16 protein-coding genes and 1 pseudogene are annotated in these 21,152 nt (G+C 60.5%); 5 read left to right on the top strand and 12 right to left on the bottom strand.

The features are described from left to right. The 4 genes from NQ050_RS04710 to gndA form a co-directional block, all read right to left on the bottom strand. Nucleotides 1-1,050, bottom strand: a complete 1,050-nt coding sequence (locus tag NQ050_RS04710; RefSeq protein ID WP_257038129.1) for a hemolysin family protein — start codon at nucleotides 1,048-1,050, stop codon at nucleotides 1-3. Between the two features lie 3 nt (nucleotides 1,051-1,053). Beyond that, on the bottom strand, nucleotides 1,054-2,496 hold the full coding sequence (locus NQ050_RS04715; protein WP_257038130.1) for a hemolysin family protein: 1,443 nt from the start codon (nucleotides 2,494-2,496) through the stop codon (nucleotides 1,054-1,056). A gap of 12 nt (nucleotides 2,497-2,508) precedes the next feature. Next, nucleotides 2,509-3,924: a DEAD/DEAH box helicase gene (locus NQ050_RS04720; RefSeq protein ID WP_257038131.1), complete on the bottom strand. Its 1,416-nt coding sequence runs from the start codon at nucleotides 3,922-3,924 to the stop codon at nucleotides 2,509-2,511. A gap of 95 nt (nucleotides 3,925-4,019) precedes the next feature. Continuing rightward, entirely contained in the window at nucleotides 4,020-5,477 is a 1,458-nt protein-coding gene (gene gndA, locus NQ050_RS04725) for an NADP-dependent phosphogluconate dehydrogenase (RefSeq protein WP_257038132.1), read from the bottom strand. Nucleotides 5,478-5,863: 386 nt separating this feature from the next. Between gndA and NQ050_RS04730 the strand changes: the two genes are divergently transcribed. After that, nucleotides 5,864-6,361 (top strand): PaaI family thioesterase, encoded by a 498-nt coding sequence (locus tag NQ050_RS04730; RefSeq protein WP_257038133.1) that lies wholly within the window; start codon nucleotides 5,864-5,866, stop codon nucleotides 6,359-6,361. Between the two features lie 3 nt (nucleotides 6,362-6,364). Next, on the top strand, nucleotides 6,365-6,964 hold the full coding sequence (locus NQ050_RS04735) for a bifunctional 2-polyprenyl-6-hydroxyphenol methylase/3-demethylubiquinol 3-O-methyltransferase UbiG (protein WP_257038134.1): 600 nt from the start codon (nucleotides 6,365-6,367) through the stop codon (nucleotides 6,962-6,964). Nucleotides 6,965-7,061: 97 nt separating this feature from the next. On the opposite strand, the gene NQ050_RS04740 is transcribed toward NQ050_RS04735, so the two are convergent. Beyond that, complete coding sequence (locus NQ050_RS04740) at nucleotides 7,062-8,465, bottom strand: NAD(P)/FAD-dependent oxidoreductase (RefSeq protein WP_257038135.1); 1,404 nt, start codon at nucleotides 8,463-8,465, stop codon at nucleotides 7,062-7,064. 302 nt (nucleotides 8,466-8,767) lie between these two features. On the opposite strand from NQ050_RS04740, the gene NQ050_RS04745 reads away from it, so the two are divergent. Then, nucleotides 8,768-10,066: a class I SAM-dependent methyltransferase gene (locus NQ050_RS04745; protein WP_257038136.1), complete on the top strand. Its 1,299-nt coding sequence runs from the start codon at nucleotides 8,768-8,770 to the stop codon at nucleotides 10,064-10,066. 157 nt (nucleotides 10,067-10,223) lie between these two features. Here the strand turns inward: NQ050_RS04745 and NQ050_RS04750 are convergent, their stop codons facing one another. The 3 genes from NQ050_RS04750 to NQ050_RS04760 form a co-directional block, all read right to left on the bottom strand. Further along, the gene (locus tag NQ050_RS04750) at nucleotides 10,224-10,406 is read right to left on the bottom strand and encodes a hypothetical protein (RefSeq protein WP_257038138.1); all 183 of its coding nucleotides are present in this window, start codon (nucleotides 10,404-10,406) and stop codon (nucleotides 10,224-10,226) included. Further along, nucleotides 10,403-11,104 carry a YceI family protein gene (locus NQ050_RS04755; RefSeq protein WP_257038139.1) on the bottom strand — a complete coding sequence of 234 codons (702 nt, stop codon included), beginning with the start codon at nucleotides 11,102-11,104 and terminating at the stop codon, nucleotides 10,403-10,405. Before NQ050_RS04755 ends, NQ050_RS04750 begins: the two co-directional genes overlap by 4 nt. Nucleotides 11,105-11,214: 110 nt before the next feature. Further along, nucleotides 11,215-11,616: a hypothetical protein gene (locus NQ050_RS04760; RefSeq protein WP_257038140.1), complete on the bottom strand. Its 402-nt coding sequence runs from the start codon at nucleotides 11,614-11,616 to the stop codon at nucleotides 11,215-11,217. A 296-nt stretch (nucleotides 11,617-11,912) separates the two neighbouring features. Between NQ050_RS04760 and NQ050_RS04765 the strand changes: the two genes are divergently transcribed. Continuing rightward, nucleotides 11,913-12,314: an RNA polymerase-binding protein RbpA gene (locus NQ050_RS04765; RefSeq protein ID WP_257038141.1), complete on the top strand. Its 402-nt coding sequence runs from the start codon at nucleotides 11,913-11,915 to the stop codon at nucleotides 12,312-12,314. Between the two features lie 124 nt (nucleotides 12,315-12,438). On the opposite strand, the gene NQ050_RS04770 is transcribed toward NQ050_RS04765, so the two are convergent. From NQ050_RS04770 to cobN, 4 genes and pseudogenes are all read right to left on the bottom strand, one after another. Then, nucleotides 12,439-13,242 (bottom strand): polyprenol monophosphomannose synthase, encoded by an 804-nt coding sequence (locus tag NQ050_RS04770; protein WP_257038142.1) that lies wholly within the window; start codon nucleotides 13,240-13,242, stop codon nucleotides 12,439-12,441. Nucleotides 13,243-13,298: 56 nt separating this feature from the next. Next, nucleotides 13,299-15,014: an apolipoprotein N-acyltransferase gene (lnt, locus tag NQ050_RS04775; protein ID WP_257038143.1), complete on the bottom strand. Its 1,716-nt coding sequence runs from the start codon at nucleotides 15,012-15,014 to the stop codon at nucleotides 13,299-13,301. Between the two features lie 110 nt (nucleotides 15,015-15,124). Next, a pseudogene (locus NQ050_RS04780) lies at nucleotides 15,125-15,748 on the bottom strand (FxsA family protein); the annotation flags it as partial. A gap of 131 nt (nucleotides 15,749-15,879) precedes the next feature. Beyond that, nucleotides 15,880-19,575, bottom strand: a complete 3,696-nt coding sequence (gene cobN / locus NQ050_RS04785) for a cobaltochelatase subunit CobN (protein WP_257038144.1) — start codon at nucleotides 19,573-19,575, stop codon at nucleotides 15,880-15,882. A 342-nt stretch (nucleotides 19,576-19,917) separates the two neighbouring features. On the opposite strand from cobN, the gene NQ050_RS04790 reads away from it, so the two are divergent. Next, nucleotides 19,918-21,126 carry a precorrin-3B synthase gene (locus NQ050_RS04790; RefSeq protein ID WP_257038145.1) on the top strand — a complete coding sequence of 403 codons (1,209 nt, stop codon included), beginning with the start codon at nucleotides 19,918-19,920 and terminating at the stop codon, nucleotides 21,124-21,126. Nucleotides 21,127-21,152: the final 26 nt, after the last annotated feature.

A 21,152-nucleotide genomic window follows, 5' to 3' on the forward strand; every position in this document is an offset into this window, starting at 1 on the left:
CTACTGCTCGTGGGTCCAGTCAGAGAAGGTGCCCACGTATTCTTCGATCAGGTCCTCCAAAGTGACCACGCCAAGGAGTTCGCCGCGGTCGCGGACCTGCGCCATATGGGCAGACTTCTTGTGCATCGCCTGCAGCGCCTCATCCATGGTGCCAGTGCCATCCACGATGGTCAGCGGCCTGATTTCCGAGCGGTGAATAATCATGTCCGGGTTGTTCTCGCCGAGGCGGTCCAGGATGTCCTTCACGTGCACATATCCAATAAAGGAACCGTCTTTGCCTGTGACTGGGAAGCGGCTAAACCCGGTTTCAGCAACAGCTTGCTCCAGCTCCGTGAGCAGCGGGCCGCGCTGACCGAATGCGAGCGTGCGGACGTCGGAAAGCGGAATCAGCACCTCCTTGATGGAGCGATCTTCTACACGCAGCGCCTTGTTGAGGCGGGCGTGCTCCTCGGCGTCGAGCAGACCTTCGGAGCGGGACTCGGAGATCATCGTGGCCAATTGTTCCTGGTCAACTGTGGAATCTAGCTCGTCTTTTTGTTCGATGCCCACGGCACGCAACGTGATTCGCGCGATCCAGTTCATGAAGATGATCAATGGCCTCGTAATGCGCATGATCCACAACAGGGCGGGGCTCAGCCACATCGCCAAGGTTTCGGGGCCCGCCAATGCGATGTTCTTTGGCACCATCTCGCCGAAGAGGATATGGAGGAAGGTGATCAGGCCGAGCGCGATCACAAAGCTGATTGGGTGTAGGAGATGGTCCGGCACACCCCAGTTTTGGAAGGGCTCCTCAATGAAGTGAGCGATCGCCGGTTCAGCAACCTTACCAAGCAGCAGCGAGCACACCGTGATACCGAATTGGCAAACCGCAAGCATGATGGACAGGTGCTCTGTTGCGTAGAGGACCGTGCGGGCGCCGCGGCGGCCCTGCGCAATCATGTTTTCCAGGCGGTCTTTACGCGAGGAAATGAGCGCGAACTCCGCGGCCACAAAGTAGGCGTTGGCCAGCAGCAGGCCAATGATGAGGAAAATCGTAGTGAGAAGGCTCATCGCTTAGGCCTCCTTACTCTGGGTGATACGGTGGGGCGCCCTTTGTGCCGTTGAAGCAGCGTCGGCGTTTTGGAAAGCCTCCGCCTCCTCATCGCTGACAGGGGAGAGGATTACTTTCTCCACGCGGCGGTCCTCCATCACCGTGACCTTGGCGAGCCAGCGCCCGGTGTAGCCAGACTCAAACTCTGCCAAAAACGGGTTGTCCGATTCCGGCAGCAGCAATTGGTCATCCACCTGCGGAATCCGGCCGAGCTGCGCCATCACCAACCCGCCGAGGGTTTCATAGGGGCCCTCGGGGCTGTGGTAGCCCACCTTTTCCGTGAGTTCATCCAGGCGAACCAAACCGGCTACTTCCCAGGAGGTGCCGAAGCGCTGGAAGTCGCGCTCTGCTTCTTGGTCATCGTGCTCGTCGTAGACCTCGCCCAGGATTTCTTCCACCACGTCTTCAATGGTGATGATGCCCGCGGTGCCGCCGTATTCATCAGCCACCAGGATCACCTGGGAACCCGCCGAGCGCACCGCGTTGAGCACCGAGTCGCCATCCAGGCTCTCCGGGACCACCGGAATTGGGCGGGCCAAGGATCGCATTGTGGTGGTTGCGCGCTGCTCCTGGGGGATAGAGAAGGCGTCCTTGAAGTGGACTACACCGAGGGTGTCGTCGAGGTCGGACTGGATCACGGGGAAGCGGGAGTGACCCGATTCGATTGCCAAGGCGATGAGGTCTGGGACGGTGTCGTCGGCATGCAATGTCTCGATGGTGGAGCGAGGCGTCATCAGTTCTGCCGCGGTGGTCTCGCCGAACTTCAGGGATCGGTCAAGCACCAGGGCGGTGTTTTCATCAAGGCCACCCGACTCAGCGGAGTTGCGCACCAGCGCGGTGAGTTCCTGCGTAGAACGGGCGGAGGCCAGCTCATCCGCGGGTTCGATGCCCATGCGGCGCACCGTGAAGTTTGCCGCCCGGTTGAGCACGTTAATGAAACCCTTGAACACGGTATTGAAAATGCCCACCGGGCCCACTACAAAGCGGGCGGTCTCCAGCGGGTGCGTGATGGCGATGTTCTTGGGCACAAGCTCGCCAAACACCATGGACAAAAATGTTGCCACGAGCAGCGCGAGTATCAGGGCCACCGTGGTGGAGGAGGAAGCGCTCAGACCCACTGCTTCCAGCACGGGGGTAAAGAATTGCGCCAAGATCGGTTCAGCCAAAAAGCCCGTGGCCAGCGTGGTGATGGTGATGCCGAGCTGCGCGCCGGACAGGACGAAGGAGAGGTTTTGGTAGTCCCTGCGCACGGCCTTTGCACGGCCGTCGCCTTTGGATTGGACGTGGTTATCAATCGTGGAGCGCTCGAGGCCGGTGAGCGCAAACTCAATAGCCACGAAAAGGCCCGTGCTTGCGGTGAGCAGCACAAAGCCAATAAGAGAAAGAATGCTTATGAGGATGTCCATCGTTGCCCTATACTAGCGGTTTCCTCGCTGCCTGCTGGAACGTGGCTGTGCGTTGCGGCCTGCATTTCCTTTGCCGCTACGCTCACGGAAAGGCTGAGCAGACGTGTTTTGGGACTCGCCTCGAGCCTTGTTCCCATTTCGAGCCTTGTTCCCACCCGTCCGACGTCGACTCCCGCGACTCCGGGTGCCTGGAGTCTTGGGTGCGTCGGAATCCTTGCTGGGGCGCTGCTGGAGCATTTGGCCGAAGGGCGGCAGGGGACTGCCATTCACCTTGCGGGCGCCAGTGATGCGGGCGAGTTCCTCCGAGTCCGCGGTGACGTGCGCCTCCTGGGCGTCTACGCCAGCCTTTTCCAGGAGTTTTGCCACCTCTTGACGCTGCTCATCGGTGACGAGCGTGACAACGGCACCGACGGCTCCAGCACGGGCGGTGCGACCCGCCCGGTGCAGGTAAGCCTTGTGCTCGGCGGGTGGGTCGATGTGGACAACCAGGTCTACGTCGGCGATGTCGATGCCGCGTGCGGCGATGTCCGTGGCCACGAGCACCGGAACGGAACCGTCGGTAAATCCCGCGATAGACGCGGTGCGCGAGCCCTGGCCTTTGTCCCCGTGGAGCCCCACGGCGTTGATGCCGATCCGGCGCAATTTCTTGACCTGCCGGTCCACCGCGTGTTTGGTGCGCATGAACATAATGGTTTTGCCCTCGCGCCCGGCGATGCGAGCCACAATGTCCGGACGGTCAGCCTTTTGACCTACGTGGAACACGTAGTGCGTCATGGTTTCCACGGCTGCCTCAACCGGGGCGGTGGAATGGACAGCGGGTTCTTGCATGAAGCGGTCCACGAGCTTTTGCACATCGCCGTCCAAGGTGGCGGAAAAGAGCAACCGCTGACCGCCGGCCGGGGTTCGTTCAAGAAGCTTGGTGACCTGGGGGAGAAAACCCATGTCCGCCATTTGGTCCGCTTCATCTAAAGCGGTGATTTCCACCTTGGAAAGGTCCAGGTACTTCTGGTTGATGAGGTCCTGGGCGCGCCCTGGGGTGGCCACCAGAATATCCACCGGGGCGGCGAGCTGACGGATGTGGTTGCGGATGTTCACGCCACCCACAACATCGATGATGCGCAACCCACAGACCGCTGCTGGCTCGTCAAGGCGCTCGCGGACCTGCGCCGCCAACTCACGGGTGGGCACGAGAATCAAGGCTCGGGGCTTGCCTGGGGTGCTGGCGCCGGTGCGAAACAGGCGGCTGATGATGGGTAGGCCAAAGGTGAAGGTTTTGCCGGAGCCGGTGGGGCCACGCCCAAGCACATCCTTGCCAGCCAATGCATCAGGGATTGCGGCGGCTTGGATGGGGAAGGGTTCAGTGATGCCCTGGCGCTGGAGTACATGGACAACAGCAGGGGCGAGGCCGAGATCGGCGAAGGTAGTCATTCGGACTATCCTAGCAGTTCGTACGGCCTCGCTCCTGCTTGAAAAGCGCGGAAGCGCGGTGTCTGGATGGAAGTCAGGCGGAAATTAGGCAGCAACTAGTCAGTGCTGATCTCCGTGCGATCACCGGACCACAGGGTATGGAAGGTGCCTTCCTTGTCCACGCGCTTGTAGGTGTGCGCACCAAAGAAGTCACGCTGACCCTGGATGAGGGCCGCTGGGAGGCGCTGTGCACGCAGGGAGTCGTAGTAGGAAAGGCTGGAGGCGAACACGGGAATCGGCTGGCCGATCTGGGTGGCGGCAACCACCACGCGGCGCCAAGAATCCACCAGGTTGGAAAGCTCGCCCTTGAAGTATGGATCCAGCAACAAGGTTGGCAGCTCTGGGTTGGCGTCGTAAGCCTCAACGATGCGGTTCAGGAACTTCGCGCGGATGATGCACCCGCCGCGCCAAATGGTGGCCAGGTCGCGTGGGTCCACGTTCCAATTGTGTTCGGTGGATCCTGCCTTGATCTCATCAAAGCCCTGAGCGTAGGCAACCAGCTTGGATGCGTAGAGTGCGCGGCGCACGTCCTCAATGAAGGTCTCGCGGTCCACGCCGAGAGCCTCAAGGGTGTGCAGCTCACCAGCAGGGAGCTCGCCCTGGGCTGCTTCGCGCTGTGCGGTGGCGGAGGAAAGTGCGCGGGCGAACACGGCCTCGCCAATGCCGGTGACTGGGATGCCCAGATCCAACGCGGCCTTTACGGTCCAGCGGCCGGTGCCCTTCTGGCCAGCGGCGTCCACGATGAGGTCCACCAACGGCGTGCCGGTCTCAGCATCCACCTGCTTGAGCACCTCTGCGGTGATCTCGATGAGGTAGGAATCAAGGTCACCCTGGTTCCAGGTGGAGAAGATCTCAGAGATCTCCTGTGGGCTCAGGCCCGCGCCGTAGCGCAGCAGTTGGTAGGCCTCACCAATTACCTGCATGTCTGCGTATTCGATGCCGTTGTGCACCATCTTCACAAAGTGGCCGGCACCGTCGGGGCCGATGTGGGTCACGCAAGGGGTGCCATCCACCACGGCTGCGATGGACTCCAGCAGCGGACCAAGCGCCTCCCAGCTCGCCTCCGGGCCGCCAGGCATGATGGAAGGGCCATTCAAAGCACCTTCCTCACCACCGGAAATGCCGGCGCCAACAAAGTTGAGACCGCGTGCTGCAATTTCCTTTTCGCGGCGAATCGTGTCCGTGTAAAGGGCGTTGCCGCCGTCGATGATGATATCGCCTTCTTCCATCGCATCAGCGAGCTGGTTGATCACAGCGTCCGTCGCGGCACCGGCCTGCACCATGATGATCGCGCGGCGTGGCTTCTCCAGGGAGGCCACAAAGTCTTCGATGGTCTCAGAGGGGACGAAGTTACCCTCGTGCCCGTGCTGTTCAATAAGGTCATGGGTCTTTGCGGCGCTGCGGTTGTACACAGCCACGGTGTTGCCGTTCCGGGCAAAGTTGCGGGCAAGGTTGGAACCCATCACTGCGAGTCCAACTACGCCGATCTGTGCGGAAGTTGCTTGGTCAGTCATAAGCACACAGCTTACCCGCTCCCGCTTGTGATGCCCGCCCCAGGAACCTAGAGAAGCCGAAGGAATCTCACCCGGCGGCACAACGTACCCGCGCGCACACTCGAAAAACGTGGGTTTGGTTGTATACATGTGGGTTTAGTGTGGGAAATCTCTCGCAGGTTGCGGCGGTACGAAGGCCCAAAACCCAATGAATGAAAGCCTGCGATGCGCAACCCAGTGAACTCATTCAGCACCAAAATCCGCGTGAGCAGCACCTCCAATCCACAGGTAGGGCAAGGCAGTGCTCAGACCTCGCACATGCAGCACGGCGTTGCCCAGGCACTCCCACCGCACCACCAGCACACCGGGCACAGCACTGCAGGCCCGAAACCGCTAGATTAAGGCGTATGCAAAACCAATCCGAATTCCTAAACGTACTGGCCAACCTTCCGGCCGAAGGCTTGAGCATTGAAGATCTGGCCACCGTCAACGAATCAACCACCGGTTTCTCCAAGACCCTGGGAATGCGCTTTACCCAGCTCACCCCTGAGACGGTCCGCGCTGAGCTGCATGTTTCTGACGGCCACCTGCAAATCACCGGCATTGTCAATGGCGGCGTGTACTCCTCCCTGGCGGAAACCGCAGGTTCCGTTGCCGGCCTGATCGCGGCAAAAGGCCAGGTTGTTGTTGGAATGAACTGCAACACGGACTTCCTGGCACCAGTGTCTGCCGGTGTGATTGATCTAGAAACAAAAATTATCCACGCCGGATCCAGCACCCAATTGATCAAAATCAAGATGTACCACCGCGGCAAGCTCGTGGCTCGGTCCACCCTGCGCACCATGGTGCTCAACCGCCCAGCGCCAGCACCCAAGAAGGACAAGTTCGAAGACTTCGAGGGCTAAAACATGCCCACTTGGAACGACCTCATCAAAGCCAACCCCGGCCATTCCCAGCGGTACGCGCAGCGCTGGGAGGACTTCCTTTCCCGCGGTGAAGACATCGTGGGCGAGGCCAGGCTTATCGACGCGCTCAGCGCCCGCAGCAGCTCAATTTTGGATGCGGGTTGCGGCCAAGGGCGCTTGGGTGGCTACTTATCCCAGCAGGGCCACAGGGTCACCGGCATTGACTTGGATCCTTACCTCATCGAGCTGGCCTCACAGAAATACCCGGAGGCAACGTGGGCAGTAGCAGATTTGAGTCAACCGATGCCAAAAGAACTCGAGCTGAGCGGGCAGTTCGATATCACCTTCAGCGCAGGCAACGTACTGACCTTTATCGAACCTCAGCACCGTGGGCAGGCGGTAGCGAACATCGCGGCCACACTGAAACCCCAAGGGCGCGCGGTGATTGGTTTTGGTGCTGGCCGCGGGTACCCATTTGGGCAGTTCTTTGAACACCTCAGCCAAGCTGGCCTAAAGCTGGAAGGGAAGTACGCCACCTGGACGTTGGATCCATGGACTCCCGATGCAGACTTCCTGGTGGCAATCGCACGCCGCCTTGATTAGCTTCCGCGAGGCGCATTGCCTTGAGGGTGACGTCGGAAACGAAAGCCCCTCCCACCTTCGCTGCACGTGAAGGGGGAGGGGATCGCGCGTTTCGGGGTTACTTTCCGTACTTCGCTGTGTCGCTGAGCTCGATTGGCAAGTCGGTGCCTTCTTCCTCGATGCGTTCAGCGAGCTTATGCAGGCCGTTACGGGCGTGGAGCTGCTGGCGGGTGGTTGCCAAGTTCCAACGCTTACGCGACAGGGCGTTGATGCCCCAGGAGAACGCGGCGGTGGCGCGGTTGCGGAAGCCCACCAGGAACAGCAAGTGGACGGCGAGCCAGATGAGCCAGCCGATGAAGCCGGTGATCTCCACCTTGCCCATCTTCACCACGGCGTTGAAGCGAGACACGGTGGCCATGGAACCCTTGTCAAAGTATTCAAAGGCCTCACGCTCTTCCACCGGGCGGCCCTCGGCTTCTGCTGCGATCTGCTCGGCAACAAATTCGCCACCCTGGATGGCCACCTGAGCCACGCCTGGCAGGTTGTCCAGGTTCATCATGTCACCGATCACGAAGACGTTGCGGTCATCGCCAACGGAGAGGTCTGGGTTCACCAACACACGGCCCGCACGGTCGAGTTCTGCGCCAAGTTGTTCTGCAACCAGCTTGCCCAGTGGGGAAGCAGACACACCTGCAGACCAGATCTTGCAGTAGGAGGGGATCACGTGCTCTTCGCCGGTGTTGGCGTCCTTGTAGGTCACCGCTTCCTCGTCCACGTTGGTCACCATGGCGTTGAGGTGTACGGTCACACCGATCTTCTCCAGGGAACGCTGCGCGTTGCGGCCCAGACGCTTGCCAAAGGGTGGCAGCACCTGTGGGGCGCCGTCCAACAGCACGATCTTTGCGTTGGCGGGGTTCGCGCGGGTGTAGGAACCAGCGAGGGTGCGGTGTGCCATTTCGGCCAACTGGCCTGCGAGTTCCACACCGGTTGGGCCGGCACCAACCACCACGAAGGTGAGCAGGCGCTCGCGCTCAGCTGGATCCTCGGTAATCTCAGCGCGCTCGAAGGCGCCGATGATGCGGGCACGCAGCTCCAAGGCGTCATCGATGGTCTTCATGCCTGGGGCGAATTGGGCAAAGTGATCGTTGCCAAAGTAGGACTGGCCTGCGCCTGCGGCGATGATCAAGGAATCGTAGGCCACACGCTTCTCAATGCCGCCCAAGGCAGCGGTTACTACCTTGGACTCAACATTAATGTCCGTAACTTCACCCTTAATGATGTTGAGGTTTTCCTGGCCTGCCAACACCTGGCGAGTGGATGGTGCGATTTCACCGGAGGAGAGGATACCGGTTGCCACCTGGTACAACAGCGGCTGGAAGAGGTGGTGATTGGTGCGGTCAATCAAAGTGACGTCCACGTTGGCGCCCTTGAGTTCTTTCGCGGCGAAAAGACCACCGAAGCCGGATCCGATGATTACTACGTGGTGGCGGCCGCCATCAGGACGAAATGGAGTGTCAGACATAAATAAAGGGTCTTCTTTCTACAGCACCTTTTGGAGGATGTTTGTCTCTGTTTGTTTAAGTGAGAACTCGCCGCTTCTTTGCGGCAACTCCGCCAATTTTAGCTACCTCTGAGTCAAATGTCACCACGGATAGCACTTGCACTTTGCCGCACATCGCGCTAGGCCAGCATCGGCAGGAATGGCGGCGACGAGAGGTCCCGCGTGGCTAAGCCAACAGCACCTCTGCCGCAGTTAGCATGAAACTTCAGTAAGGCCTGCGGGGCGTACGGTTTTGGAGTGATTTAACCAACTAAGGAGCGGATATGGCAGCAGCCAGGGGATTCATAGACCCCGAATTCTGGCCACACGTTGCAGCGGTTCCAGACTCCGTTCGTGCCCGCATGCGCGCCCGCAAAGCCGAAGCGGAGTTCGCCCAAGCCTGCGAGAAAGCACAGCTTATGCTCGAAGGCCCTGGGGCCGACCTCAAAGTCATGGAAGCCGACCTCTTCCTGCGCATCGCCCAAGACGGTTGGCTTGGCCTGGCTGAAGGCTTCATGGCAGGGGACTGGAGCGCGGAGAGCATTTCCGACGTCCTCACGCGCCTTGTGGAAGCAGGCTACTCGCCAAAGTCAGGCCCTAGGCACATCTACGGCCCTTACGACGGCACCGAAATCCCACCCGAGCTGGTCCGACATTTTAGTGGCGACGGCATGAGCGCCCACGGAACCATTTTTGCCTCCGGCGTTCCCACCAGGGAACGAGTCTCAGTAAAATCCTTTACCGCTTCCGCAGGACGCAACGGGGAACCTGCCAGCCACTTTGTGGACGTGACCACCTATTCCAGCCCCGCATTTGTAGAGCGTGCTGACCTCAAAGATGCCCAGATGAGGGCGGTGTCCAACCTCCTTGACCAGGCGAAAATCACCTCCGGCACTCACGTCTTGGACTTTCCAAGCGCAGGTGCCACGTTGCCGATTGCCGCAAGCAGGAGGAGGGCAACGATCGACGCCATAACCTCCAGCGTTGAACAGGCCCAGGCCATGCGGCAGATGCTCGCATTGGCGCAGGTAGACGGCGGTGTGCATGTGGAAGTGTTTGAGGAGCCGCTGCCGAAGCACACACATGCGCGGAGTATGTATGACGCCGTGGTGAGCGTGGAAAAGCTTGACAAGCTCGGGGCCCGGGGGCGGAAACATTATGTCAAGTCAATCAATGCGCAGTTGAGCCTAGGTGGAACCGTCGGGCTGCAAACCGTGATTGCGAGTGATCCCGCGGGGTCGGCGAAAGCCCGTGACGCGCTGGCGGTGTGCAATGCGTATCTGTGGCCGGCGTTTGAAATCGTCACGGCGGAACAGGTGCATCAGCTCTTCGACGCTCACAGTAACATCCGGCTCACGGCGCAAACGCATTTTGGCAATCATTACGCGGTGGGCTTGCGGCTACAGCGCGAAACCTTTGAGGGCAAGCTGCGCGAGGCGGCCGCAGAGGGATTCGATGCCGTGTACCGCCGGCTATGGATTTTCCAACTCGCCATGCATGAGGCGTTGTTCCGTGCGGGGATTCTGGACGCGGTGCAATTCAGCGGAACCACGCGGGTGAGGAGAGCGGCGCGGCGGCGCTAGATGGTGGGTGATGGCTCGGACTCGGACTCGGAGCTCCCACAGATCCTAAATGACATAATGTACATTATCGGCCTTTTATTACCGTGGGACCTTATTGCTTAATAACGTCACACTGACAAAAAGCCTATGTCTTACAGGTTGGTCACTTCTTGAGGCGCTACTCGGTTTCTAGCTCCGCTCGAGCCTTGTACGCGCTCTTGAGTTGGAAGGCTGAGATGATGAGCAAAACCAAGGCCGCCGCCGCAATCATCCACGATCCGCTGAACGCCATGTATGTCCCGAACGCCACGATCACCAGGATCCGGAACCAGATCACCGGGATGGCCCTGGCGGCAATCATTGGACCTTTTCCAAAGTGATCAGTACGTTGAGTTCGCCTTCTTCGTCAATGCTCGCCGCAACGAACTCTGGCGCCTCCACGCCGTAATCCAGACGGTTGATTGGGATCGTGGAGCTCATGGAGAGCTTCTCACCATCACGAACCACGTCAAAGGTTGCGTTGACCTCCTGGGATACACCCTTGATGGTCAGGGTTCCCGGGAGCTCGACGGTCCCAGGCGTGCCGTCGGTAGGCAGCCCGCTGAGGTCCACGCCAGCATCAGGCGCCGCCTCGAACGTAGCCTCTGGGTAGCGGTCCGTCTCAAAGATGCGCGTGCGGACGCTCACGTCCCGCTTTTCCCTATCACTGTTTATTGTTGTCATATCAACTACAACCAAGCCGGATTCCAGGACGGACCCGGAGATTGTGGCCTGACCGCTTACCGTGCGCGTGGAACCCGAGGTGGTGAGCCGTTCGCCCGGAAGCACCTCGTTGAAGGTGAAGCCCACTGAGGAAATGTTTGGAGCGTCTCCGTACACAACCTCCCATTCCCCGTCCAGATCGGTGCTTGCTGGCTGGGAATTGGTGGTATCAATGACCCCTGTCTTTACTCCGGGGCCGCGGAACAATGGAATGAGCACGATGGTCAACGCAACGAGCGCCAAAATAACTACAACAGCCGCCACGGCGACGACCAGGGGCTTTTGCTTCCGGTTCATTTACACATCTTTCTTCAAGCTAACGAATTCCCAGATTCCCAGACCTGGAAGGGAAAGCATCGGGGTCCACTCCCCTTTTGCTATACACCCTACAATTGCCGCGTACTTCCCTATCTAAGCTGCTCAAGTTTGCGGGCAAGGTCTACGAGTTCTTCACACAGCTCACCAATCTCCTGTGCGTCCGCACCCTCTGCCGCAGCGGTGGCAACATCTTCTGCCGCACATCGCAATGCATAGAGGCCGTCCCACAGGGTTTCGGCTTTTACCGCGCTGAGCATCACAACGTCTTGCGGTATGGCTTTACCACTCACACCATTGCGCTGCTCATACGCCCGCTGCCTACACGATTGCGAGCAGAACTTGCGGGGCCGCCCACGCGGCGTGACCTCAATTTCTTTATGGCACCACGCGCATACAGCATTCGGGCGGGCACCGGAGCCCGAGCGAAAACCCAATTCCGATCCCAATTCCGATCCCGATACGGACTCTGCGCCGGACCTTGAAATAGACATCCGCTTCATTCTAGTCCCTGCGCAGTGCTTTTGGCACGCGAAGCACCCTCACCCACCCGTTTGGAGTGAAAAGGTGCAGCCTAAGCTTTGGCGTGCGTCTTTTGGTCACGCCGAAGATGCATAACGATGCATAACACCGCCGGGAACAAGAGGGCGTAGCAGTGCGTTATAGTTGTATGGTTCAAAAGCCATACCCATCTGCCGCGGCGTAGTGCCCGGCACTGGCAATCGCGCTTGCTTGCACGCGGCGCGCGTTGTTCAGGTGGGGTGGCCAACAGAAGGAAAGGGATTCACACATGGCAGATCGTGTTCTGCGCGGCAGCCGCATGGGCGCAGTGAGCTACGAGACAGACCGTGACCATGACCTCGCACCCCGTCAGATGGTGCGATACAAAACGGAGTCCGGCGAGATCTTTGATGTTCCTTTTGCCGACGATGCTGAGATCCCAGGCACCTGGCTGTGCAAGAACGGCCAGGTAGGCCAGCTTATGGAGGGTGAAGGCATTGAGTCTAAACCAGCCAAGCCACCACGCACCCACTGGGACATGCTGCGTGAGCGCCGCTCCATCGAGGAACTCGACGTCTTGCTGGAGGAACGCATCGAGCAGCTGCGCAAACGTCGCCGCAATGCAGCCCGCCTGCTCAAGCAGCAGCAGGATGAGGCCAACGAGGCGCAGGAAGCCTCCGAGGAATCTTAAGCAAAATCCTTAAACAGAAATTTCACGCAACTTGAGCCCCGTGAAGGCTCATGCAAAATGCCACCGGTGATGTACCGGTGGCATAAACATTTTCAGAGGCCAAGTGCCCCATAGGCCAAGCGCCTTAGATCAGGTGCTTCTTGCGGAAGTTTTCCACGGAGCGGCGCCCGAGGCGCACGGTCTCGTCGAACAGCGCACGGGCCTGCTGGCTGCGGTGCGCAACGCCCCACTTGGTGACCTCCAGGAGGGAGTCCTTCACAAAGGAACCATCCAGCTTGGATTCGCCAATTTCGCGTTCGGTGAAGGTGATGGGCACCTCGCGGACGTCAAAACCTGCCTGCACAACGCGCCATGCCATGTCCACCTGGAAGATGTAGCCAGCGTTGGAGAGCTGGTCCAGGTCAACAGCCTCCAGGACCTCGCGGCGGAAAGCGCGGTAGCCAGCGGTCATGTCGGAAAGTCCGGCACCGAGCGCCATGGAGATATAAAGGTTGCCGCCCTTGGAGAGAATCCAGCGGTTCTTTGGCCAGTTCACTACCTCGCCGCCAGGCACATAGCGGGAGCCAATCACCAAGTCAGCGCCTGCGTCCACCTGCTCGAGCAGGAGGTGAAGTTGTTCGGGAGCGTGGGAGCCATCTGCGTCCATCTCACAGAGCACGGTGTAGCCGCGCTCCAGGCCCCAGCGGAAACCTGCAACGTAGGCACCGCACAGGCCGCCTTTGCCTTCGCGGTGGAGCACGTGCAGGTTTGCGTCTTCTGCCGCCAGATTATCTGCGGCTTCACCGGTGCCGTCTGGGGAGTTGTCATCCACAATGAGGATTTCTACCTCGGGTGCTGCCACGCGCACGCGGCTGGTGATCAGCGGGAGGTTTTCCAGCTCGTTGTAGGTGGGGATGATCACCAAAGTTTTGTCGCTTGGCTTGGCCATAACGTGTTACTCCTCAAAAACTTGAATCACTGGGTGTTGGCAGTTGCTCCACGAACTCAGCGAGCTTTCCGCGTGCTTCCACCAGTCTTTTTGGGTGAAGCCTTTCCTGCGGCTTTTCGCCGCGGTGCGGTTGTTCGTGTGCCCTTGCGCTTTGTGCTTTGCGGACGGGTTGCCAATGCCAACAGCCCAAGAACGCCTCCAATGATAACCAAGGAGGTTTCAATTGCAGAACCTGCCCGCACAGAAGCCGTGATTGTATCCCTCAGCGGCAACGTTTCCACCAGGTGCGCGGCCTCAAAGATCTCAGTGTGCTGGGTAACACTGCCGTCCGGGAGCACGATGGCACTGACTCCCGACGTCGCCGCTACCACCACAGCCCGGTCCAATTCCTTGGCCCGCATGCGGCTCATGGCCAATTGTTGGTAGGTCATGTCAGAGAATCCAAAAGTGGCGTTGTTGGTGGGAGTGGTGAGAATCTGTGCGCCCGCTTTGATGGCGTCTCGCCCAGCGGCATCAAAGGCCACCTCATAACAGGTGCTCACGCCCACTAACACTTCCCTACCGGTGGTCGCTGCTGTCATCCGCACTACGCCGTCGCCGGATCCCGGTTGGAAGTTGCCCGCATAGTCCACCATTGAAGAAAAGTTCTTCAAGAAATCCCGGAACGGCATGTACTCCCCAAATGGCTGCAGGTACTTCTTGTTGTGGACTTCCGTCGCACTGATCACGGCTTGGCCGGCTTGGCTCATGCTTTCTGGAGAAAACACCGCCATGGTGTTAAACGGCCTCGGTTGGCCTTCTTCGTCTACCAATCCATTGGCGGGCCCCCGTGACACGGTGCCCACCAGGATCGGTGCCCCCGCAGCTTGCACTGCTTGCGTGACTTCGCGGGCGGCGTCGTAATCGTAGAAAGGACTCACATCCGCCGAGTTTTCGGGCCAAATAATGAGGTCCACTAGTTCGGATCCGGAGATCGCAGCGGTTTCTGCAACATGATTGCGCAGCACCGCCATGCGTTGGGCGTTGAAGTCTAGGCCCAGGCGCGGCACGTTGCCTTGGACCGCGGCCACCCGTACCTCCCCCACTGCAGGCGTATGTGCAACTCCAGCGCCAGTTACAGCGCTTCCCACCGAAACGAGCATCACGAGCGCAATCGTGCACGCTGAAAGCACCCGTGTATCAGCCTGAAACAATCCCAGCAGCGCACCTGCGAGCAACACGGTGGCAAAACTGACCAGTGCCACCCCGCCGAGGGGCGCGAGCTCCGCGAGCACGCCATTGATTTGACCCCAGCCCAGGCGCACCCAGGCAAAACCGCCGAAGGGGAAACTCGAGCGCGCCCATTCCACCGCACTGTACAGTGCGGCGAAGGCCAGCAGGCCAAACCTTGGCCAAGCAAGCACTTTCACACCGGCTGCGCCGAGCACGAGCCAGTAGAGGGAAAGAAACACGCAGAGGGCAATGTAGGGGAAGTTCCCCACAAAGGCCCCGATCCACGGCAGCAGGAACAGCAGTTGCACCATGGAGTACACAAAGGCAATTGCCATGCCTTGGGGAATGGTAGGAGCTGCTACGTGGCCTCCTTTTCCCCCACCTTTACGGACCAACCCCGGCCTCGGCGGCTGAGGCATCAATGCCGCGATGAGGAACGCCGCACCTGCCACGCCTGCGATCGCCCACCCGAGCGGCTCATAGGAGGCATAGGTGAGCAGGCCTCCCAGTGCCGCAAGGAGAAGCCGCGCAAAGAACTGAAACCGCTGGCTCCGCGTCATGGCTTCGGGCGCTGGCCAGGGTTTGTGCCATCTTCTCCATCGCTGGAACTGCCGCTGCTTCCGCTGCCACCGGCACCTCCGACGTCACCACTTCCGACGTCACCACTGCCCCCTTCACCAGACCCAACGCCTTTGGGTGGATTGACTGTGAAGTCTTCTGGTTTCATGGTGGCGCTCCAAGCCTCAATCTCCGCCTCGAAGTTCGGATCTGAGTCTGACCTCGGGGTTGCACCATTTGCACCGGTACCGCCAAGACCGGCATCTCCAGGGATGAATACCTTGCCGTCTTCGCCCAGCACCACCCCACTGCCAGTGCCGGTTCCAAAGGACCCGTAGGTGCTGGTGGTGGGCCGGAACGCCGCAGCCTGCTCATAGCTGCGCACGCCAAGCTGCTCAATCTTGAGCGCCAACTTGCGCGCAAGTACCTTGCGCAAAAGCGCGCGAGTGGGCGTGAGCACCAGCAGCAGGCCAAAGATGCTCGTGCAAAACCCCGGCATGGCAATCAAGATGGCGCCAGCTGCGGTAAGCCCCAGATCACCGGCGGCCTTGCCTGGATTATTGCCCTGCATGAGCCTCCTGGAGATCCGGCTCATTTCCCAGGCGGCAAAGATAAGACCGCCGAAGAAGAAACCCAGCAACAGCAGCAACGCGGTGCCTACACCGAGCCACGAGGCCACGCCCCAAAAGGCGAGTGCCTCGATCAAGATGTACGGCAGTGCAACAAGAATTGGCATGCCCAACACTCTACCGTTTCACCGGGACACGCCGCCGTCGCGCGTCCCGAGTCCCGACTCCCGAGTCGCGAGTCCCGATTCCCGGGCCCAGAGTCGCGCGCCCCAATCCCAGCTGCAGCCAAGCCCAACAGCTAGGCCTGCCCGCGCTCCTCCACGGCACCCTCCATGTCCAGGAAGGCTTGGGTGAGCGCGTTTCGGGCCTCCTCGGAGGGGTTTTCCCACAGTTTGCGCTCGGCGGCCTCCAATAGGCGCTCGGCGATGTCACGCAGTGCCCATGGGTTGGATTGGGCAAAGAACTCTCGGTTTACCGGGTCCGCCACATAGGTTTCGGTGAGGGTTTCATACATCCAGTCCTCCATGAGGCCGGTGGTGGCGTCGTAGCCAAAGAGGTAGTCCACGGTGGCGCTCATTTCAAACGCACCTTTGTAGCCGTGGTTGCGCATGGCTTCGATCCAACGGGGGTTCACCACGCGGGCACGGAACACACGCCGGGATTCCTCGTGCAGGGTGCGGGTTTTCACGGTTTCTTGGCGGGTGGAGTCGCCAATGTAGGCCTCGGGGTCTTCGCCGGTGAGCGCGCGAACGGTGGCCACCATGCCGCCGTGGAACTGGAAGTAGTCATCAGAATCCGCGATGTCGTGTTCCTTGGAGTCCACGTTCTTCGCGGCAACCTGGATCCGTCGGTATGCCGAACGCATGTCCTCAGCGGCCTCCACGCCGGCAAGGTCGCGTCCGTAGGCATAGCCACCCCAGCTCGTGTACACCTGCGCCAGGTCCTGGTCATCACGCCAGTTGCCGGACTCAATGAGCTCAAGTAGCCCCGCACCGTAAGTGCCCGGTTTGGAGCCAAAAATGCGGCGCACGTGCGACATTTGGGAACCTGCGGCCTGGGGTGCGTCGGCAAGCGCATGGGCCCGTACATAGTTTTGCTCCGGGGATTCCTCTAGCCCTGCGACGAGCTGCACGGCGTCGTCGATAAGTGCCAGGACGTGCGGGAACGCATCCCGGAAGAAGCCCGAGATACGCACGGTGGTGTCAATGCGGGGGCGGCCGAGTTCCTCCAGCGAGATCACCTCCAGATCCACCACACGTCGGGAGGCCTCGTCCCACACGGGGCGCACGCCGAGCAGGGCAAAGACCTCGGCGATGTCGTCTCCAGAAGTGCGCATCGCGGAGGTACCCCAGATGGAGAGGCCCACTGACTTGGGGTATTGGCCGTGGTCGTTGAGGTAGCGTTCAATCAACGAGTCCGCCAGCAGTTGCCCCGTCTCCCACGCCAGGCGTGAAGGCAGCGACTTCGGATCCACCGAGTAGAAATTCCTGCCCGTAGGCAGCACGTTCACCAGGCCGCGCATCGGGGAACCGGAGGGGCCGGCTTCAATGAACTTGCCGTCGAGCGCGCGCAGCACCTGCGGGATTTCGCGTGCCGACGCGGCCAGGCGCGGCACAATCTCCACGCAGGCAAAGCGGAGCAAGGATGCTACCGCCTCCAGGTCAGCACCTGGCAATTCGAGCTCTGCCTGCTCGCTTGCCGCCGCGAGCACCTCGTCCACCGCCGCAACGTCCCAACCCTTTGCCTCCAGGGCCCGCAGCAGCTCGAGCGCGGTGTGCTCCACGGTGTCCACCCGCGTACGGCTTTCTTGACCCGCTTCGTTGAGGCCGAGCGCCTCACGCAGACCCGGCACCGCCTGTGCCCCACCCCAAAGCTGGCGGGCGCGCAGCATGGCGAGCACCAACTCCACCCGCACCTCGCCGTCTACGGCCTCACCGAGGATGTGCAGGCCACCGCGGATGGCTGCGTCTTTGATTTCGCAGAGCCAGCCGTCGATTTCCATCATCTTGTCATCAAAGGCGTCCTCGTCGGGGCGCTCGTCCCAGCCGAGGTCACGGTCCATCTTGGCAGCCTGGAGCAAGGTCCAAATCTCTTGGCGGATCGCGGGCAGCTTCGCTGGGTCCATCGCGGAGATGGTGGCGTGCTCATCCAGCAACTGCTCAAGGCGAGTGATATCACCGTAGCTTTCCGCGCGCGCCATCGGCGGGATCATATGGTCCACGAGGGTTGCGTGCGCTCGGCGCTTCGCTTGGGTGCCTTCACCGGGGTCGTTCACCAGGAATGGGTAGATCAGTGGCAGTTCGGAAATCGCCTGGTCCGGGTAGCACTCCTCGGAAAGGCCCGCGTTTTTGCCGGGCAGCCATTCCATATTGCCGTGCTTGCCCATGTGCACAATCGCATCCGCACCAAACACCTCGCGCAGCCAGAAGTAAGTGCCCAGGTAGTGGTGGTTGGCGGGTAGGTCGGGGTCGTGGTAAATCCCCACTGGATTTTCACCAAAACCGCGTGGCGGCTGCACCATCACCATCACGTTGCCAAAGCGCAGGCCAGCGATGTAAATCTCCCCCGTCTGGGAGTTCACATAGTGCGTACCTGGGGCCTCGCCCCAGTGCTCCCGCATTTCCTCTTGCATGGCTTCGGGCAGGGTGGCAAAAAACTCTTTGTACTGTTCCGCGGAGAGCTTGTGCGGGTTGTTGGCCAGTACGTCGTCGTTGAGCCATTCGGGGTCGTGGCCACCGGCATCGATGATGGCGTGCATGAACGCATCGCCGTCGTGGTCCCCATAGCCGCCGCCAGGTGCAGCAACCGCAGCAGCCCTAAACCCTGGGATCTTGGAAACGTCACCCAGGTCATAGCCCGCACGGTGCAGCTCCTCCAGCACACGCAGGGTGGAAACCGGGGTATCCAGACCCACCGCATTACCAATGCGGGCATGCTTGGTTGGGTAGGCAGACAACATGAGCACTAGCTTCTTGTCCGCATTGCGCTTGTGGCGCAGCATCGCATGGCGCACCGCAATCCCGGCCAGGCGAGCACAGCGCTCCTCATCCGGAACGTAGGCAATCAGGCCGTCAGCATCATATTCCTTGAAGGAAAACGGCACGGTGATCAGACGCCCATCGAACTCCGGCACCGCAATCTGGGTAGCTACGTCCAGGGGGCTAAGGCCTTCGTCGTTCTCTTCCCACTGCGCACGGGAGTTCGTCAAGGCCAGACCCTGGAGAATTGGGATGTCCAGTGCGGCGAGTTGCGCCACATCCCAAGCCTCATCCTGGCCGCCCGCCCCCACCTCAGCAGGTTTGGTGCCACCCGCGGCGAGCACCGTGGTAATGAGGACGTCGAGAGTGCCCAGCGTATCCAGCAGTTCCTGCGGAGCTTGGCGTAACGACGCGGCAAAGATCGGCACAGCCTCCGCCCCACGCGCCTCCAGGGCACTCGCGAGCGCCGCAACGTAGGCGGTGTTACCCGCCAAATGCTGCGCTCTGTAGTACACCACGCCAACGCGCGGCTTGGCCTGCCCGTCTCCGGTAGCGGGTGCCGGGCTCAGACGATCCTCGTATCCGGAAAGCGCACCCCACAGCGGCATGTGCTGCACAGGTGAGAACCCAAAGCCGGTGAGCAACAACGTGTCAGAGAGGAAATGGTGCAGGTTCACCAAGTTCTCCATACCGCCCTCAGCCAAGTAGGTGTGCGCGGTGGTCACCACACCTGCGGGTACGGTGGAAATGTCCGTGAGCTCCGCGTCCACGGCCAGCTCACCGGAAACAACTACCACCGGCTTGTTGGACTTCAACAGCGTGGCGAGGCCTTCCTCCCAGGCACGCTTTCCGCCGAGCAGGCGCACCACGAATACATCGGTGCTTTCCAGGTAGCTCTCCAACATCGCAGTACTCAAATGGTTGGGGTTTGCGTATTGGAACGCCACATCTTCGTGGGCGTTGGCTGCCTTGGCGGAGAGCAGGTCTGTATCTGAGGTGGAAAGTAGGGTAATCATCGCGTGTGCGGCGTCCTTTCACGTGGGTTCATCGCGCCCCAGGGCGGCTGGATCCCCCCTCGGTACCGGGGAGGCGGTGTACTGCACCTTTTGCGCAGGTAGTGTGCGATTGCTTCTGTGAGGCAGGTCTGACTTTCACAGTGGCGCGTCCGTCCCGGATTTTCACCGACGTTCCACCGCCACAGAGCACACGGCACTATCGGATACCTTAACACCACGGTTGGACACGCCCTTAGGAGACTTATTCCCGCTTTCCGGCTTTGCTGTGCCCAATGCCTCATGTGGAATATGCCTCACAGGCAAAACCGCGCCTTTGACCGCGGTCTCACTAGGATTGCCCCTATGAGTTCCGCCCAAGACTTCTCACCCACCCCCAAAAACTTTTCCTTTGCCCAGGCTGCAGTGCTCATTGCTGCTCCTGACCGCAGCCGTTCAGACATGTGCCCAGGCGCGTTAAGCCTGCACCAAGCACAAGACGGTGCGATTGGGCGAGTGCGTTTTCCTGGCGGGCGCATTGCCCCTGAGCAATGGACCAAAATTGCTCAAATTGCCAATGAACTGGGCAATTCCGTAATCCACCTCACCACCAGGGGCAACCTGCAGTTCCGTGGGGTCCAAGACGTCCCAGCATTCAGCGAGGCCATCGCAGCAGCGGACTTTCTGCCCTCCGCGGCACATGACAAGATCCGCAACATCCTGGCCTCCCCGCTCAGCCCCGAGCTTCACAAATACGCAACAGCTCTGGATCGAGCCCTGCTTGCGCGCCCTGACACCGCCGGTCTCTCCGGGCGAACCTTGTTTGGTTTTGACGCAGGCGATGGCGCCATCGCTGCCCGCCGCCCAGACTTTGGCGTGGTTATCCAAGACTCCCCCACACATCGTGCCCACTTTGTGCTAGCTGGCAAACCCACGGGGCTTGCAACAGATGCTGACCCCACGTTGCTCGCCGAACTCCTCAGCGAGGCCGCCGCACAATGGCAGCAGTCCCGCGGCGAACACTGGCGCACTCACGAAGCCCCGGATGTGGTGAAAGCGATCCACGCATGGCTCGCTGCCCATCCAGCGGTCGCTGAAAGCCCCGTGCCGGAACTGGGCACCCCACCAGAGCGCCCAATCGGCTGGATGCAGAAGGAAGGTTCTCACAGGGTCACGTTGGGCGCTGGCCTACGGTTCGGTTTGATGACCGCCCAGATTGCGCAGGTACTTGGTGCCGTCGGTACGCACACCTCCATCACCCCGTGGGCCTCGCTGGTGATCCATGATCTGCACGAAGGCGACGCCGAGGCCGTAGTGAAAGTGCTCGCTCCGCTGGGGTTGATTTTCGACGCCAACTCGCCGTGGCTTAAGGTCACTGCATGCACGGGGCTTCCGGGTTGCCAGAAGTCGCTGAGCTATACCCAACAGGACGCCATTGCGCTGGTGGAAAGCGGAGATGTGCCCGCTGGACTAGTACACTTTTCTGGGTGCGACCGCCGCTGCGGGCACCCACTGGAACACCACACGGAATACGTTGCTACAGGCGACGGGGAATACGAGGTAGCTACCCGATGACCACTGCATCAGGGACCCCTGCACCA

The sequence above is a fragment of the Corynebacterium sp. 122RC1 genome, from assembly GCF_024580955.1.
Lineage (GTDB): Bacteria > Actinomycetota > Actinomycetes > Mycobacteriales > Mycobacteriaceae > Corynebacterium > Corynebacterium kozikiae.